Raw genomic sequence first — 18,139 nt, 5'->3', positions numbered from 1 at the left:
ATGAGCTTAACTGAATTATCCATCAAGCGGCCACTGCTGATCACAACTGTCTTTATAGGCCTGATTTTATTTGGCATTATTGGCTATACTAATCTTAATTACAACTTATTGCCAAGCTTCTCGGCAGGTGTGGTGACGATCAATACTGTATTTCCCGGTGCATCTCCGAGCGAAGTGCAAAGCAAGCTTACAAAACCTATTGAGGAGGCAATTAGCACCGTGGAAGGCATCGATTTGGTTACTTCCAGCTCGCTGTTGAATGTTTCGTCCATACAGGTGAATCTAAAGCCGGATGTTTCGGATATTCTCGCTCAGCAGGATATCGAGCGTAAGATCAACCAGATCAAGTCAACACTGCCTGAGGGCGTAGAGGAGCCTGCCGTAAACCGTGTGAATACCGACAACTTTGCTATTCTGAATCTTTCTGCGACCGCAAATATTGCAGACAAAGAGTTGTATGAGCTGATTGATAGGGACATCAAGCCTAAAATAAGTGGGGTAAAGGGTGTAGGCCAAATCAATATTATCGGAGGGCAGTCCAAGGAAATAAAGATTGAACTTGACAATACCAAACTCCAGATGTATCAGTTATCTGCCAAGCAGGTTTTCCAGGTAGTACTAGCCAACACCATCTCGATCCCAGGGGGCAATATTACCAATGAACAGGAAAATCTTTCGATCACTATTGACGCAGGTTACTCCGGCATTGACCTTTTGCCACAACTGATAGTGAAAGATAAAGGCAACGGAAGCCGGGTATTGCTTTCTGACGTTGCAACTGTCAGCGATGGCCAGGAGAAAGTCGCTACGCTCAATAGAATAAATGGAAAGCCCGGGATCGGTATACAGATTTTCAAGACAAACGACGCCAACGCGGTTGAAGTCAGCAGAGAAGTGAAGCAGAAATTGGCCGAGTTAGTTACGGCACACAAGTCCGTCGGGTTTCAATTTGAAATCGCTTCCGACCAGTCAGTGTACACGCTGGAATCCGCCAACTCGGTTATACACGACTTAATGCTGGCTGTGCTGATCGTTGGTTTTGTCATGCTGCTATTTCTACACAGCTTACGTAGTGCATTTTTTGTACTGATAGCCATTCCGGCTGCCATGATACCCACCTTTATTGTCATGTATGTTTTGGGGTTTTCCCTTAACCTGATGACGTTGCTCGCGCTGTCCCTGGTAGTTGGTATACTGGTTGATGACAGCATCGTGGTTCTCGAGAATATTTTCCGCCACATGGAAATGGGAAAAAATAAGGAGAAGGCGGCACTGGAGGGACGTAATGAGATCGGATTTACAGCCCTAGCCATTACGCTTGTCGATGTGGTGGTATTCTTACCTATGGCATTAGCCGGTGGGTTGATCGGCAATCTTCTTCGTGAGTTTGCGACGGTCGTGGTTGTCTCTACGCTGATGAGCCTTTTGGTTGCATTTACCCTCACTCCATTGATGGCATCGCGTTTTGCCAGATTGGAGCATCTTTCTGCGGGTAGCTTTTGGGGCAGGGTGATCCTGTCGTTTGAAAGCTATCTGAATAAATTGGCGGATGCCTATGGTCATTTGCTCCATTGGATACTGCACCGCAAAAGATATTTCTTTATCCTAGTTATTTTGCTGCTGGTAGGTTCTATCTCCCTTGTTCCTGCAGGATTTATCGGGGGCTCTTTCGCAGGCCAATCCGACAGGGGCGAACTTGCTATCCAGCTAGAAACTGCCTCAGATATGCCGATCCGCCAAACTAACCTCTTGGTCGCCGAAGCAGAGAAAATGATGCTCCGGCATCCTGAAGTGAAGACGGTCTATAGCCTCCTGGGAACGCAGACGGGTGCCAAGGGCAGTGCGGAAAACCTGGCTGAGCTTTCAGTAACGCTTATAGACAAGAAGAAGCGTGAGCTTACTTCCGACGAGTTTGGCCTGATTGCCCGCAACGAAATAGAAAAAATTCCAGGCATTCAGGTTACAGTTATCCCTACTAGCATCACGGGAACAGTGATTTCCCCGATCCAGATTTCCGTGAAAGGGAAAGACCCGGACAGCCTGTTTAAAGCCGCATCAATAGTCAGGGCTATCGTAGCCGGGACAGCCGGGTCGGATTATGTACGTTTCAGCACCAAAGGCGCGGTAAAGCAAATACAAATTATCCCCGACAGGGAAAAAATCGCGATGCTTGGATTGTCATTGGCAGAAGTAACTCAAAGCATCCAGCTGGCCTTTAACGGTAATAATAAGATTGAATTTGGAAGTGGAGACAATACCTACAATGTGAATGTAGCAATCAATGATGCTGACAAACGGAGTATGGAGGCAGTCAGGAATCTATCCGTTAATGGCAGTGGAGGCAAATTAGTCAAGCTTGGGCAGGTTGCTGATGTTAAGGAGGTTGTCGGACAATCCATTTTACAAAGGACCGACCGGGAGAATTCGATTACTATCACTTCAGCTGCTGTCGGGCGTCCATCGGGTACGATTGTGGATGATATCCAAAAGGAGCTGCAGTCCACCCGCTTGCCAGCCGATACGGAAATCAGTTACCAGGGTGATGCGAAAAATCAGACTAATGCTTTCGGGAGCCTCGGTTTTGCCTTGGTTATTGCCATTATCCTGGTCTACATGGTCTTGGTATGCCTGTATGAAAGCGTTGTGTATCCTTTTGTGGTGATTTTTTCCGTCCCTGTTGCGTTAATAGGCGCATTGCTGGCAATCGCATTAACGATGAACGAGCTTACCGTTTTTACCATTATTGGGATCATTATGTTACTTGGGCTTGTAACCAAGAATGGTATACTGATCGTAGACTTTGCGAATCAGTTGAAAAGTGGGGGGAAGGGTACTGTAGAGGCGTTAATTCTGGCGGGAAAGGAACGTCTACGTCCCATTATTATGACCACATTTTCCATGATACTGGGCATGCTTCCACTTGCATTATCACAAAGCCCAGGCTCAGAATTCAAAAATGGGATGGCCTGGGTCTTGATCGGTGGGCTGACCAGTTCATTCCTCCTTACCCTATTCCTTGTCCCCTCAGTCTACTTGGTTGTAGATACAATTCAAGCAAAGATTTCGCGATCAAAATATAAGATAGGTTCATCCTGGCAACCCACAGTTCCCTCACTAGAAGACACGAATCAATAATAGTCTCAATACCATTATGTATACAAAATTTAAGTATTTACTCCCCCTGGCACTACTAGCAACAATGACAGAAGTTTCAGCCCAGGTTTTAAAATTGGCGGGCGTAGACTATTTATACTACCCGAAAGTCAGACTCAATGACGACGGCAGTAGTCTGCAGGTATCTTTCCAGGAATTCAATAGTTATATCAACGTCCCCATGAAACTCAAAAACGAAAGGACCTTCCTAGTAAACGGGTTACAATTCAGTTTATTAGAGGCGACATCATTCTCAGATATTAGTACTACTGAGCATAAGCAAAAATTTTATAAGATCTCCTATTCCTTTATGGTCATTCATCGCCTTACCGAAAAATGGATGCTGATAAGCCGCCTCTCACCTACACTGGCTAGTGACTTTGGTGACAAACTGAACAGCGATGACTTCCTGATGCAGGGATTCCTCGTGGCTAACAAACAAATTAATCAAAAGCTTATGGCCGGAGGAGGGTTGATTTATACCACACGTCTTGGAAAACCAATGTTATTACCGGGCTTGCAGCTAAAATATGAACAGAGCAGGCATCAATTCTTTACATTTCTACCTGCAACCATTGAGTACAACTACAGGCTAACCCAGGAGGAGAAACTCTGGATTGGCTTCAAGTCGGTGCTGAACGGAGATAACTTTAATTCAAGCATTGACAATTTTTCCGGATCGGTTCAGGTGGACAGATTAAACTATGTTGTCGCAAACTTTGGCCCGACCGCACGCTATCGTTTTGCTAAAATAGTACAACTCGAAATCTTTGCCGGTCTTAACGCCATGCGAAGATACCACTTTGAGGACGCGCATAGGAAGCTGCATACATACAGTTCACAAATTAGCAGCTATTTTAGTGTGGGTTTGACAATTGTTCCTCCAACAAGAAAACCCGCGGCACAAAATCAAGAATAGCATCAAACAAAAAAATATGAAAAAGAGAATCATGATTTCTATAATGCTGATGATGGTATCCGTACTTAGCTTCAGCCAAAAAATTACAGACGATTTTTCAGGAAAATGGAAAACATCGGAAGGGAAGGTCATCCTCATAACAAAATCCGGTAATGCATTTACCGGTGCGATCGAAGAATCAAAAGAGACAATAATTGAGAATGTTCACTTTACCGATGGTCAATGGAAGGGAAAAATATTCAAACCAGGCAGCAGCACAAAAGCTGATTGCGAGTTGGTAATGCAAGACAACAAACTAACAATCACCGCCCGGAAAATGACGTTTTCAAAAACAATTGTGTGGATCAAATTGTGAATTCAGCAACGCAGAAAGCCCAGATCGTGAACTGACCAACTCAGGTTTCTCTACCTCAAGTCATTAAATTAAGGGTGGTAAAGAAACATAACCCAATAATAGTTTAATTAACACGACTGCGATTTCAAGACGGAATCTTGTAGGTACCACTTGAAAAATTATAGATTAATTGGCAATAAAAGAAGTCCCATTTATCTGATTATAATTTGATTTTTAAAGGACAGATGGAATCTCGCTGGGTTTATAATCATCCCTCTCCCGAAGCAAGTTCGGGACAAGTTGTGTGTCGTCTTCGACATGCTCGATTTCATCTGATTCCATTTTACCATGTTTTCAGGGATAATGCGGATTTATCATATCATTTTCAGACTAGTCTATATGCCTTAGGCAAATCCCCATTCCTTATGACCGCCTGCGGAAAGGCAAGGAAATTTATGACTCATTTGTGACTGCTTGAAAATGCCGCAAACAGGTTCCAGTGAGTTGGAAACAATACTTTGTAGTTCTATGATAGACTGTTCTCTAAAATCAAAGATTTCCTTGGGGCACCCGGAACAGTTGAACCCCTTTTTGGTTGGATTCAATGAATTAAGTCTTTTTGGACAGACAAATTCTAATTCGATATTTTTGATTTTGCTCATGTCTTAATGGCTCTCAACACTTGTGGTTACAGCATTCCCTCTGCCTCATTTTGTGTAAATTGCAATTGTCCATAGGTATTCGGGGCTCTATTCAGAGTAAATTAAGGATTTCGTCTATCCTGTCAAGCAGACTCTGGATGTTTTTATTGGAAATTGAAATTACCCGAAAACAAGACCCGGGCTTCAAAGTGTCCCCTTATACAAGCCCTGTGTTGCCTGTCTCTAAAATCGGGATACTTTGGAGTGAGACCTGTGCGTCGTGGAGTTGGCGCACCTCGTCAGAGAAATTTAGCGAGGCCGTCTACTTGATTTAGCCAACGTATTACTCTACTTGCTTTAAAATCCAATCTGCCATTTCCTTTAATGCTATGGGTGAAAATGTTTCCTCAATCTTTGCATACTCAGCAGGGGATCCCGTTTCACAGTTCTGGAAAAGATGATTAAGATTTGGCAACTCCTTGACAGTCATATTTGTATTACCCCCCTTCGTTAGTGCGTTACTAATTCCTGATAAATTCTCTTTAGCCGTCACCACCAAATCCTTTTCTCCATTTAAGGCTAGAACGGGACAAGTGACCTTTTCTAGTATTGATGCAGGATCGTACTTCAGGAAATTTCTAAACCATTCCGATGACCACTTATCTGATTGAGTTGATACAACCTGCTCCCTGGTCATATTTGATGAAATTAGGTTAGTAGGAGTACTATCATAGGTTTCTTCGATAAGTCTAGCTAAGTCAGTTTTCAATATACGACCATCTGTAGACATTGATATCATTCGATATGCCTTCTTATGTACTGGTAGTATAAATTCTTTTATGTCAGATTCCGAAATACCATCTGCCCTTGAAATTGATTCCTGCTGCATCAGAAGGACTTTCATTATTTCAATTCCAGGACCAGCAAGCAGAACAATGAAACTTACATCTTTAGAATTAGATGCAACCATAGGCGCAATTAAACCTCCCTCACTATGTCCAATAAGCCCAATTTTATCTCTATCTATCTCAACCCTTGTTTTTAGAAATTCTACAGCACTGGCAACGTCCGATGCAAAATCGGCAGTTGTTGCTGCTTTGAAGTTACCCGTGGATTTCGCAACACCCCTGTCGTCATACCTTAAAACGGCTATTCCATGTTTTGTTAAATGGTCTGCAATGATCAGGAAAGGTTTATGTCCGGAAATTTCTTCATCTCTGTTTTGGGCACCGCTTCCGGAAATCAAAATAACGGCCGGATAGTTTCCTGCTGCAGAGGGTAATGTTAGTGTTCCGGCTAAGGTGACGTGGGCTTGGATGTTTTCAAAAGTAACTTCTTCTGTGTAGTATGGATATGGCTTTGATGGTTCCTGCGGTCTATTTATGGAAGTTTTGTAGGAAAAAAATACAATTAGTCCAATTGCCAATACTCCGAAAGAAATCCCAATACTGACTGCTATTCTTTTTGTTTTCATAATGGGCTTAGATGTTGGCTAACACTTGTGGTTACAGCATTCCCCCTATCCTATTACGTCTATATCGCCATTGTCCACAGGTCTTCGGAGTGCTGCTGTGACCAAATTAAGGATTTCGGCTATACCGTCAAGCGGCGTTGGATATTTTAGTTCGATATGGAAAGTACATGTGTATAGATTTCTGTGGTTTTACTGCTTCCGTAGCCCAGCAATGCCTGTCCGTATCGGAGATTTGTTCCCTCTCGGTATATTCAGATCGTTCGTGTGGAATGGGCGGGATTTGCCTGCCCCGCCGCATCCCAGCCTCCCGAATTGTTTCATTCCCAATTCGCATTCTTACCTCATCCTGAAGTTTTTCAGCGGCATAGATTCGCCCTAAAACCCTTTTATAATCCACGGCAATGACTAAGTAATTTTTAGCGTATGGATTTCTTCTCCTTTGATATCAAACTGATAAGTTAACACCAGAGGACTTCCCGGGAAACTTCCCGAGATTTCGGCTTTTAATGTCTGGTTGTCTGCCAAATATTCAATGGGTTGCATTAAGGTTTTATAGGTATTATTTGCCTCCTCAATCCAGTCTTTAATTTCTTTTCTCCCCTTGTGCGTTTTTCCTTCGTCAAAGACAATGGCTGTTTCAGCAAAACAATGGGAATATGCGATACTGTCAAAATTGTTTTGCGCAGCTATTAGGTCTGCCACTACTTTTGGTAAATGATTCATAATCTGATTTTTATAAGTTAATAAAATTAAATTGTGGGAATGGTTCCTCCGTCAATTACGAATTCTGTTCCGGTGAGATAATTGGCTCTTGGTGACACCAAAAAACCTACGAACTCAGCAACTTCAGCGGGATCTGCCGGGCGGCCGATAGGTATTCCTCCCAGCGCTTGCATGACACTTTCTGTCGCCTCCTCTATGGTGATGCCGGAACTTTCAGAAATCCGCTCCATCATTCTTGAGGACGACTCAGTCATTATCCATCCCGGCGAGACCGTTAATACCCTTATTCCCTTTGGCGAAACTTCCTTTGAAAGCCCTTTGCTGTAATTGATCAATCCTGCTTTTGCAGCGGCATAAGCTAAAGTGGAATCGTGTAATGGCAATCTCCCTTGAATAGAGGCAATATGTAGGATCACTCCATTGTGTTGATTCAGCATTCGTGGTAAGAACGCCCTGTCCAACCGTACAGGTGCCAGTAGATTCATATGGATTGTTTTTTCCCAATCCTCATCGGTCAACACAGAAAAACCACCGCCTTTTGTTTCAGAACCTCCCAGTGAATTAATGAGAATATCCAGCTTTCCGAAGGTGGATAAAACTTCTTCAGCCACCTTTTGGGCACCATCCGGTCTGGACAGATCAGCAGAAATAAAATATTGATTCTTAACCTCATATTCAGGTCTGTTACGGGCGGTTATGATTACGGTCGCCCCTGCACGTTGAAGCCGTGCCGCTATGGCATATCCAGTGCCTTTTGTCCCTCCGGTGACCAAGGCTATTTTACCCGACAATTCGTTGTTGAAATTAAACTGCTCATCCATTTCTTTTCTTTTGGACAAATTTCAGACATATGTACAGCTTGCACAAGTACGGGAAATACGATTCATATAGGGATAAATTTTTCCCCTATGGTTCTTATAATAACATAGGCTTATTTTTGCCCTATGTACGAAAGAAAAATTATCCCAAACCTGTCCTGCGGTCTGGATTTGATCGGGGAAGTACTTTACGGCAAATGGAAAATCCGCCTGTTGTGGTTCATCAATGAAGGACACATGCGCCCCAGCGAATTGCAGCGTAAGATTCCGGATGCGAGCAGAAGGGTATTAAACATCCAGTTAAAAGAGCTGGAAGAGCAGGAACTAATAGCAAAGAAAATTTATGCCGTAGTTCCTCCGAAGGTGGAATATTCATTAACGGATTTTGGACAAACACTTATCCCTGTTATTTCTGCTTTGGGTCAATGGGGTGATAAGAATGAAGAAAAACTTCGTGAAGTAATAATGAAACGCTTTGAAAAATAGCCTTCAGGGTTATGCCATCGCCAGCGTGAGTGTAGGTGCTGAAATATTCCTTTAATTGCAGGCTGAACACATCTATTTATCAGCTGACTCACCGACTTGATGCTCATTCTAGGAATTTCATGCTATTATCACGATTCAGCTGCTTGCTTACTCTCTAATGGAACGATAGTCGCAGCTGCTCAGGAGGAGCGATTTACGCGAATTAAAAACGACTCTAATTTCCCCTACCATGCCATTATTTATTGCCTTAAAGAAGGCGAAATTCTGCTCCAAGAATTAGATGCCATCGTGTATTATGAAAAACCCTATCTCAAACTGGAACGGATTCTTGAGCGCTTTTTAGTTTCCTCTCCCTTCGGATTCCGGTCTTTTGCATATGCCATGCCCAAATGGGTCAGGGAAAAATTGTTCTTTAAAAGAAAGCTAAGAAAGGACTTCAAGAGAATCTCAAATGAAAGGCTGAAAGTAAATCTCTTTTTTTCGGAGCATCATCTGTCCCATGCTGCGCAAGCATTCTTTTTATCTCCCTTTGAAAATGCCACCGTACTTACTATAGATGCCGTTGGCGAGTGGGAAACGCTCACGGTCTATAAGGCAAAAGGAAATAACTTAACTAAAACAGTTTCAATGCTCTATCCGGAGTCATTGGGACTGTTTTATTCTGCATTTACTTATTTCCTAGGATTTCAGGTCAATGACGGGGAATATAAATTAATGGGACTTGCTGCTTATGGTGCCCCGGACAGTTCCCAATTCCGCATTTATTATGATAAGATAACTCAGATCTTACTAACCAACTATAAGGGCGGATCATTTAGATTAAATTCTGAATATTTCCGGTTTGAACACGATCTCAAGCTTATCAATGAGAAGAAATGGGAAGACTTATTTAATTTAACAAAGAGACTTCCTGAATCTCAAATGGCACAAGTCCATGCAGATTTGGCTTTGGCTGCACAGCAGGTACTTGAGAATACGCTTATAAAAATAGTAGAGCTTAGTAAAAGTGTAGGTAAATCGGACCATCTATGCTTTGCAGGTGGAGTCTCTTTAAATGGAGCTGCCCTAGGTAAAATTTCAAAGCTTGGTGTGCATCAGAATTGCTTTGTTCCTTTCGCCCCCGGGGATTCCGGAGCAGCCATCGGTGCTGCTCTGGCTTATTATCACTGCGGATTAGGTTTTCCACGTGTGCCGAGCACTTCTCCCACCAATCCATTTTTAGGCCCTTCTTTTTCTGACAATGAAGTACAAGACATCCTAGTACAGGAAAAATTACCATTTATAAAACTGAGTAATGGTGATTTATATCTAAGAATAGCTAATGAAATAGCATCGGGGAAAATTGTCGGTTGGTTCCAGGGTAAAGCTGAATTTGGTCCACGTGCTTTGGGAAACAGAAGTATTTTAGCTGATTCAAGAAGTTTGGAAATTCAGGATCGAATCAATTCCCAAGTTAAATTCAGAGAAGAATTCCGCCCATTTGCGCCTGCAATTTTAGAAGAAGAAGTCTCAAATTTCTTTGATAGCCAAGCACTCTCCCCTTATATGCAATATGTTTGGGAATTGAAAAAGGAGTTCAGAATCCCATACTCACCTGACCAACTCCCCACTTTAAAGGAAAAACAAAAATTTGCCAAATCTTCCTTTCCTGCTGTCACCCATGTAGATTACACTGCCAGAGTCCAGACTGTTTCGTCAGCCTTCAATGCAAGATTCTATAATTTACTGCTACGATTCCACGGATTAACGGGTTGCCCCATGGTTTTAAACACTAGCTTCAACAAACGTGGAGAACCTATAGTGAACAGCCCAAAAGAGGCCATAGTCTGTTTTAAAACCAGTGAAATAGATATATTGGTAATCAATAATTTCATTATACTTAAATAAACTATGGAATTTATCCGCGATCTGACTCAGTTTATCATCCAGAGGAAAAAGTACCTCCTTATCCCGGTTATTACAGCCCTGACACTTGCGGGCTTGATCCTGCTGGCAGCAGGCAACAGCTATATGGCGCCCTTTATTTATTCCCTCTTCTGATGTCTGTCAAGAGCAAATATTCATGTTCCCTCTTATTGATCCTGTTGATTTTTCTGGTTTTGAAATGGTATTACCCAGCCACAATCGTTTCATGTCTCCTGCTTCTAGGAATTGGGATCAAACGTATTAGAGACTTTCAAATCCAGCTCTTCCATAAGATACTTTATTACCTCTCGATAGTAAAAACTTATATTTTGCTATTGATCATATATTTTTTGGTACTTGTCCCTACATCCTTTGTTTTCAAGGCCAGAAATTGGATCCGTCGCCAAAAAAATGATCCGTCGGGTTCGTTGAATTACTTTTCTCCTCAGGAGAAATCTCTAAGGGATTTTGAAGAGCTATGGTAATATCAAAATCTAAAATATAAAAATTCTTGCCCACTTAGCCCCCCAAATAGAATCAACAATAACCCGCATATTGTGAATCCGGCGCCATGCATTCCATATTGAAATGCATTCTCAGGAACCTCGTCTAACCATTGATCTAATCTTCCCCACTGCTCTATAGCCAAGATCATCATAAATAAAAGCAAATAGAACAGATGATTTGGAAGAAATAACAATTGCTGAATATCTGTAAAGGTCCAATCAGATACAGAAAATATCTTCTTTATCATATCGCCGAGAGTCTGCATATCGGCTGTTCGGAAAATCAGCCAAGTCATGGATAGGGTCAGAAAAAAAATAGGCCAACGGACAAAACTCAACAAGCTAGTAAGTAAGGTGTTTTTAGGAAGATGCATCTTGTCAAGAATAAAGCCTTCTAAAACCAATAATAATCCATGAACTGCACCCCACAGAAGAAAATTAGTTGCGAAACCGTGCCATAAACCACTTACTATGAATGTGGCAAGTATGGTTAAAGTCCAGCGGAGATATCCCCTCCGATTTCCTCCTAATGGGATATAAACATAATCCCGAAACCATGTGGAAAGGGAAATATGCCACCTCCTCCAAAACTCCTTGAAACTTATACTGCGGTAAGGATGCCTAAAATTGACTTTGACTTTAATCCCTAATATCCTACCCAAACCAATGGCAATCAAAGAATATCCGTAGAAATCAAAATAAATCTGGAAAGCATAAAATCCAGAGCCGACTAATAGTGTCAGCCCGTTGGATTTTTCAGGGTTGTCCAAAAAAAGTCCTGCCAGAATAGCCAATTTATCTCCCGCAATAAGTTTGCAGACATAACCCCACACCAAATATTTGACACCTATGAATATATTACTTGGCTGAAAACCGGAAGCCGTATGAATCAGTTGTGGTATCAATTCCTGCTGTCTATGTATAGGACCTGCCATAGATTGAGGCAGAAAACCTAGAAATAAAAGGACATCCCGGAATCTCCATGAATGTGGAAATGCACTCGAACGTGGATCCAAAATCACTCCCAAAAGCTGAAGTGAATAAAATGATATACCCACAGGGTGCAAAAGCCAACCGTCCAAATTATATTCTATTAAGTCAAATGGGCTTGCAATCGCTAAAGTGTCTCCTAAATATTTATATCCCCACCATGTTGCAAGAATTACGAAAACTGACAAAACGCGCCATCTGCTACTTAATTGTTGTTTTTGCAGATTCTGGATAAAAATGTATCCAAGACCGGAGATAGACAGTAAAGCCAGAATACTGACTAGTCCAAAAGATAAAAAATATACCAGACTAAAGAACAAAAGAACGGTATGACGAAATCTAAGAGGAGCTGAATAAAAGAAAATCGTCAAGATCAAGAAAAAAGCAATAAATGGAAGAGAATTGAAAGGCATGTCCCGAGCGGATTATACAATGAATTATTCTTCCCGAAGTTGAAGCTTATAAATCCCGTTGGTTAGTCCGGATTCAGCTGCAAAGTAAAGTTCCCTCCCATCTGCGGAAAAAACAGGGTCCCATTCGTCACGGATCGTTTCTGTAAGTTGTAAGATTGACTGATCAGCAAAACGGTAAAGAAATAAATCCCAGTTTGCTTTCGCCCGAGCAGAAAATGCCAAATATCGCCCATCAGGAGAAATTGTAGGATCCCAAATATCGTAACCCATATCGATCAACAATTTTTCCTCTCCGCCTTTCACCGAATTTTCATATACTTTGAATATTTCTGACTCCCGCTTACTGATATAGTAAACTTTTTCTCCATTTGGAGAAAATACAGGTCTCCAACTCTCGTAATTGTCCTCAGTTAGTTGATGTTGATTCCCATTTTCCAGATTTAAAACCCTGATAACCGGATTACTTTGATTGTTTGTCTTAGCATGCTGAAACCATGAAGCAAATGCCAAGTATCTCTCATCCTTACTAAAAAACGGAATAGCACCATGTGCGGACTCACCGATTGTGACATACTCCCTAGTCCCTAGAGTCAAGTCTTGAAGAACCACATTCGTCTTACCTGTTTCTTGATTACCCTCAGTATAGGTCAGAAGATTCCTGCGGGAGGCTACCATCGGGTGGATCTCGTCTACCGAGTTGAATGTAAGCCGCCTCCTAGTCTGAAAAGCTGAATCAGTGATAAACAACTCCATGTTTCCGTCCCGTAACGACTGGTAAGTAAACACCTTATAATCTGTAGATGGGGAAGGGTATCTATCCCATAAATTGTCAACACTAATCTTACTAATCCGTGGTTTTTCTATACCTGAAAGTTTAGAAGCAATATGTTCAGCCATCACTGTATGGCCTGCAGGTGTAAGATGCTCATCAAAATCAAAAAACACAGGAACCTCACTTCTCTGGAATGCTTCCAGCATCGAAATATATTCCAATCCCAATTCCTCACACCAACTAGAGAGTAGACGATCCGGGTAATCCATATCCAGCTTCTTAACATCCAGCCGGAACCCATCAACCACTTCTTGAAAAAAGTGAAAGTAGGTTTGCTCCTTAGTCGGTATCTGCACTATAACCAACTCAGCCCCTGAATCCTTCACCTCCTTCGAAAGCCGGGATAAGTAGTGTTTGAATTGAGTCAAATCTTTAGCCTTTTGTTCTGATGAGGATGTATGAAATACGTTGAGTCTTTCATTTTCTTCTTCAGCGGGATAAAATGGCTCTGTCCAGCGTCCAAGGGGAAGTTCTGCGGGATTTGCATACCGAAACCCATAGAGTAGAAATCTGGCAAAGTTGGAATACTGCATAAGGTAATCAATGAATTTCGCCTCGCGTTTTTCCACTAACATGAAATCATTAAAATTACATACCTGCAAAAAAACCTTCTTTGGAGAATAATTCACCCCCTCTTTTGCATAAAAAAAGTACTCATCCGGGATTCCAAAGCCGCTAATTCCTGCATTCAAAATAATCTTTTCAGGAAAATAATGCTCCAATTGTCTAGTATAAAGCTCTTCAAATTGAACTTGAGCTCCCTGGGTATAGGAATCACCCAAAAATAGCCAATCGACTTTCTCAACAGATAATTCGGGGTTGTCTTCTTCACCAATCCGAAACCCTTGGCTGTTGGTTACATAATTTACGCTATACTCCTTATCTTCAAAGACCTTATTCAAATAAGGTTTATTAAAGTAAAAGTTCGATTCAAAACGGTATAGATCCTCAATTATATATTCCGGAAAAACGGTATTGAATAGTAGTTCTGCATGTAATAGAAGTGAAAAAATAAATAAAAGATTCAGAAACAAAAGCTGTAAGTACTTTAGTACTGGCTTGGAAAACAGAACCAATGAGGTAATACCTACTCCCAAGAATATCAACAAACTGAATAGCAGATTTTTTGTAACCGAATACAGGACTATTGGATTACCTAAAATCGTAACGGTCAGAGCAATTGCGAAATTTCTATAAAGATTTGGCTCTGACTTTTTACTTTCAACCATACTTTACCGGGAAATTGATTTTATTCGATTACTCAGTTTCTTTGAAGTACCAAAGACTCCTCCACACTTCTCCAAAACTCCACAAGTTTGGCACTCTTCCACATAATCGCGCTTCCAATCTGAAATTGAATTTCTACTAAAACGCCATAAGACAGGTCTTAGAAGACATAATGGAAGATTATAGATTGAGACATCCATCCCCATGGAATCTAAAAACAGGACAGCCTCCTCCAATTGGCCCATATAATCCTCAGGCTCTATCCAGAGTAAATCCCTATTGGTGATCGAATATCCAACAAACTCCAGCCCCATAAAGGCTATATGTTCCACAAAAGGAAGATTCCTGAATATATACTTAGCCAGCTGAGGCAATCTATCAAAGGATTGTTGATGAAGAACAACTCTAATTTCAACCCGTTGATTATATCGCTCAAGATTATAAAGTCCTAGCATGGTCTGATCGAATGCATCCTTAGCCTGAACTATGTAGTCATGGGTAGCATAATAGTCCGAGTAAAGTGGGATACCAAAAACCACTTTTTGATTCTCTACAAGCGAAAGAGCCTCGACGAAATTCTTCCATGCAAAGCTGCGGCCGTTTGTCAAAACATGAACACCGGTCATAGGCAATTCCATCTTCAACAGAGCCAGCAACTCTACAAATCTTTTACCCAAAAGTGTCGGTTCACCTCCGGTTATTCCAAGAACTTGAGTTTCTTTAGGAATGAGAGCTACAAGCCGAGTATTAATCTCCCAAAAGTGATCTAGGTCGTCACGATTTCGGGGAGGTTGTGAGCACATAATGCAGTTACTGTTACATCGGTCAGTAATGAAGAGAGAGTTATGTTGAGAATTCTCTCTAAATAAAGTAGATATCTCTCCTTTAGTGCCAATACGGATAATGTCGCCGGTGGAAAGATGCTCAGTATTTAGATTATTCACTTGGGTATAATCCGAAAAATCTTGTCTCAGCTCTTCATTTAAATTCGAATCAAAAAGAAGAATTGCTGATTTATCAAGTTGCTTAATTCTACCCAAATCCGAATAATCCCTGATTAAAAAAAGTTTACCTACATTCTGATGTAATTCACCTATCCTGGCAATGACAGGCTCTTGTATATTTCCGGAGATTCCCTTAGTAAATAATTGAATCATACTTGTCTGCTTAAACTATGCTTTATCCATGATGAAAAAATCGGAAAAACTTCATCATACCTTGTATCCAAAAGAGTAAACAAATAAAGAAAGACACCCATATTCCTCTTGCAAAATTCGGATAAAGGCCGGATACCTTCCATGTCCCCAAATACAGCATGATGGTACACAGGATCTGCGCCACAATAAGTCTGAAATGCACAATCCGAGCAGCCTGCAAGCCCTTCGATGACGCTATGATCTGTTATTTTTCTAGCCTTCTCACCATAAAAAATTGAATGATAAGTATCTCTAACATGCCCTAATCTAAATGTAAAATCATTACTCTCTGCCAGCATTCTTGATTCATCAGATGCATATACGTACCCGTCATAGTTATATACTATCACACTGTTGATTAGTCCTGCGGGCGACTGAAGATCAACATACCCTACAGGGAACACAGTGAAGATTTTTTGAAGTAAGATTACCGTAAAGTCCTCAGTAAAAAAGACTCCTTTTTTATTCAATTCAATGATGTATTCTAAACCTGATTTATAGAAGTCAAGAAACCGGTCTGTCTCATATTCATTCTTTCTATAATTTTTCAAAGCAAATCCATAGGGGCTAATTGGCCTCAAAAAAATATTTGAAAACCCATATTCAAGGTAGGTATCGATTATCTCCTTAGGATAATCCAGACTTTTCACTGTTGTGGTCATTAAGCAGGAAACCCGATCTTTACCTAGAATCTCCCTAAAGCGGTTAATTCCCTCAATAACCAACTTGAAGCTCTGCGCTCCTGTTTTTGGCCTGTTCGCATTATGAAGAGATTCGGGTCCATCCAACGAAGTAGAAATTAGTATTTCATGGATTTTAAGAAAATCTGCTATATCATCAGTGATCACAGTACTATTTGTACATATTACAAAATTCAAGCTCTTTTTATGCTGCTTATTAAGTTCTTTTGCCCTAAGAATCGCAAATTCAACTTTCTCAAAAGCCAAAAGTGGCTCTCCTCCCTGAAACTCCATTGTCAAATGTGGCGAGGGCGAACGAAACATATGTTGGATACCTAATTCAAGATTTTCGAAGGAAATATCATACTCAAGTTTGGAGCCTGTTACCCTAGATACCTGACAATAATGGCAAGAATGATTACATCTTAATGAAACCACAAAAATGTGGAGTGATGTAAATCCCTCTAGAAATGATTTTCGCGTTCTATACTTTGTTGCCATAACATCAATGAGACTAGGTATGGGGGTCTCAGATATAAAATGGCCGGCTATCAAATCCATATACAGATCCGAAGCGGGGTCTATATTCTTCACTACAATTTTTTCAACAGTCCCGTAAGGAACTATTAAAAAGTCACCAAGGTCATTGACTACCAATTCCTTATTTTCTGAAAGCTGAATAAACCGAAAAGGGAGTAAATAGAATTCAGAGGTACTCTTCGAAAAATAATCTGCTTTCTTAAATGACCGGAATTCTTTGATAGAGTTACTTCGCATTACCCACGATCAGTTAAATTTATTCTCATCAACGGTATCTCTCAAAGTACCCGGAGGTATTTCATCAAATTCGTCTGAGTTGGAAAAAGCTTTGGCTATAATTAAGTCTCTAACATTCTTGGTTTCTAGGTGGATTCTGTTTCTGAGCGTAAAATCAAACAAATCCTGCTTCATCCTAATGATAAGGTTCTCTATATCCGAATTGGTAAGAGGAACCTCCAATTTTTGAAGGACAATCTGAATATTATTCTCCGGGATTGGTTTAACCGTAACAGCATAATCTTTCAAATACCAATAAAAAGTCTTTTGTACCACCCCTAAATCATAAAGGTTTGCGTCAATCAAAACCTTAATTGTTGACTCATCCATTCTTGATACGTCCATTTACTTTTCAGATTTTAAAAGATAAAGCGTGCTTGGTCCTACTATCCCATCAGGTTTTTGATTATTATCTGTCTGAAATTGCTTTACGGCATCTTCTATAATTTTATCGAATGTCAGTATTCCACTAACTGATATTGATCCGTCTTCCATAACAAGATATTTCTTTTTCAATAATAGATTAATCAACTGTGTGACATCTGCTCCAACATCTCCTAACTTCAAAGACCTACTTCCCAGAACGCTATTAGTGGGTGTGGCCGATCTAATACCCAGTGAACTCGAGGAAGAACTTGAAGATGACGTTGAGGATCCTGATGAACTTGACCCCGATGAACTTGAGGAATAATGTGATCTATGGGAACTATGTGATCTATGGCTTCTATGGGAATTAATGCTCCAAGAATCATTACCTTTAAATTTCAGTAGAAGCTTAGGTTGGTTTTCATTTTCATTATTGAAAGCTAACCCATTAAAATTTTGATTATTATTTAGATCATCTTCCAGATTAAGATCCCCTCCAAGCGCTAAGCTTGATGAAGACGCTGCAACTGAACTTAACACCACTTTCCTTATAAGGCTTTGAAGAAATTTCATATAAACTACGTATGATATAACATTAATATAATAATGGGTTTACTTAATTAAGCAAACCGTATTAAACCCTTCTACATCAGTATTTTT

The 18,139-nt window shown here is 40.8% G+C and carries 15 protein-coding genes and 1 pseudogene; 6 read left to right on the top strand and 10 right to left on the bottom strand.

What is annotated here, in order from left to right; genetic code table 11:
* Genes J2X69_RS01720 through J2X69_RS01710 form a run of 3 tightly spaced genes read left to right on the top strand, consistent with a single transcriptional unit; the run spans position 1 to position 4,427 of the window.
* Positions 1–3,135, top strand: a complete 3,135-nt coding sequence (locus tag J2X69_RS01720) for an efflux RND transporter permease subunit (RefSeq protein ID WP_310097456.1) — start codon at positions 1–3, stop codon at positions 3,133–3,135.
* 16 nt (positions 3,136–3,151) lie between these two features.
* On the top strand, positions 3,152–4,072 hold the full coding sequence (locus tag J2X69_RS01715; RefSeq protein ID WP_310097454.1) for a DUF6268 family outer membrane beta-barrel protein: 921 nt from the start codon (positions 3,152–3,154) through the stop codon (positions 4,070–4,072).
* A 16-nt stretch (positions 4,073–4,088) separates the two neighbouring features.
* Positions 4,089–4,427, top strand: coding sequence for a hypothetical protein (locus J2X69_RS01710; RefSeq protein WP_310097452.1), 339 nt, complete (start codon positions 4,089–4,091; stop codon positions 4,425–4,427).
* Between the two features lie 963 nt (positions 4,428–5,390).
* Here J2X69_RS01710 and J2X69_RS01705 read toward each other — a convergent pair.
* The 4 genes and pseudogenes from J2X69_RS01705 to J2X69_RS01695 form a co-directional block, all read right to left on the bottom strand.
* Entirely contained in the window at positions 5,391–6,521 is a 1,131-nt protein-coding gene (locus tag J2X69_RS01705) for an alpha/beta fold hydrolase (protein ID WP_310097450.1), read from the bottom strand.
* Between the two features lie 146 nt (positions 6,522–6,667).
* Positions 6,668–6,760: pseudogene (locus tag J2X69_RS24820) on the bottom strand (integrase); the annotation flags it as partial.
* 166 nt (positions 6,761–6,926) lie between these two features.
* Positions 6,927–7,244: a nuclear transport factor 2 family protein gene (locus tag J2X69_RS01700; RefSeq protein ID WP_310097448.1), complete on the bottom strand. Its 318-nt coding sequence runs from the start codon at positions 7,242–7,244 to the stop codon at positions 6,927–6,929.
* Between the two features lie 26 nt (positions 7,245–7,270).
* Entirely contained in the window at positions 7,271–8,083 is an 813-nt protein-coding gene (locus tag J2X69_RS01695; RefSeq protein WP_409014370.1) for an SDR family oxidoreductase, read from the bottom strand.
* A gap of 105 nt (positions 8,084–8,188) precedes the next feature.
* Between J2X69_RS01695 and J2X69_RS01690 the strand changes: the two genes are divergently transcribed.
* From J2X69_RS01690 to J2X69_RS01680, 3 genes are all read left to right on the top strand, one after another.
* Positions 8,189–8,548 carry a helix-turn-helix domain-containing protein gene (locus J2X69_RS01690; RefSeq protein ID WP_310097446.1) on the top strand — a complete coding sequence of 120 codons (360 nt, stop codon included), beginning with the start codon at positions 8,189–8,191 and terminating at the stop codon, positions 8,546–8,548.
* A gap of 99 nt (positions 8,549–8,647) precedes the next feature.
* Positions 8,648–10,435: a carbamoyltransferase N-terminal domain-containing protein gene (locus J2X69_RS01685; RefSeq protein WP_310097444.1), complete on the top strand. Its 1,788-nt coding sequence runs from the start codon at positions 8,648–8,650 to the stop codon at positions 10,433–10,435.
* A gap of 3 nt (positions 10,436–10,438) precedes the next feature.
* Entirely contained in the window at positions 10,439–10,588 is a 150-nt protein-coding gene (locus tag J2X69_RS01680; RefSeq protein ID WP_310097442.1) for a DUF5989 family protein, read from the top strand.
* 352 nt (positions 10,589–10,940) lie between these two features.
* Here J2X69_RS01680 and J2X69_RS01675 read toward each other — a convergent pair whose 3' ends face one another.
* The 6 genes from J2X69_RS01675 to J2X69_RS01650 are packed head-to-tail and all read right to left on the bottom strand — an operon-like array spanning position 10,941 to position 18,052.
* Entirely contained in the window at positions 10,941–12,362 is a 1,422-nt protein-coding gene (locus tag J2X69_RS01675) for an MBOAT family O-acyltransferase (RefSeq protein ID WP_310097440.1), read from the bottom strand.
* Positions 12,363–12,386: 24 nt separating this feature from the next.
* Positions 12,387–14,423 carry a hypothetical protein gene (locus J2X69_RS01670; RefSeq protein WP_310097437.1) on the bottom strand — a complete coding sequence of 679 codons (2,037 nt, stop codon included), beginning with the start codon at positions 14,421–14,423 and terminating at the stop codon, positions 12,387–12,389.
* 3 nt (positions 14,424–14,426) lie between these two features.
* Complete coding sequence (gene hxsC / locus J2X69_RS01665; protein WP_310097435.1) at positions 14,427–15,578, bottom strand: His-Xaa-Ser system radical SAM maturase HxsC; 1,152 nt, start codon at positions 15,576–15,578, stop codon at positions 14,427–14,429.
* Complete coding sequence (gene hxsB / locus J2X69_RS01660; RefSeq protein ID WP_310097433.1) at positions 15,575–17,074, bottom strand: His-Xaa-Ser system radical SAM maturase HxsB; 1,500 nt, start codon at positions 17,072–17,074, stop codon at positions 15,575–15,577. Before hxsB ends, hxsC begins: the two co-directional genes overlap by 4 nt.
* Positions 17,075–17,083: 9 nt before the next feature.
* Positions 17,084–17,458, bottom strand: a complete 375-nt coding sequence (gene hxsD, locus J2X69_RS01655; RefSeq protein WP_310097431.1) for a His-Xaa-Ser system protein HxsD — start codon at positions 17,456–17,458, stop codon at positions 17,084–17,086.
* The gene (locus J2X69_RS01650) at positions 17,459–18,052 is read right to left on the bottom strand and encodes a peptidoglycan-binding domain-containing protein (RefSeq protein WP_310097428.1); all 594 of its coding nucleotides are present in this window, start codon (positions 18,050–18,052) and stop codon (positions 17,459–17,461) included.
* Positions 18,053–18,139: the final 87 nt, after the last annotated feature.

The sequence above is a fragment of the Algoriphagus sp. 4150 genome (assembly GCF_031457395.1).
GTDB lineage: Bacteria > Bacteroidota > Bacteroidia > Cytophagales > Cyclobacteriaceae > Algoriphagus.
Note: the sequence above shows the minus strand (reverse complement) of the source record. Positions and strands in the feature narration are given on the sequence as shown.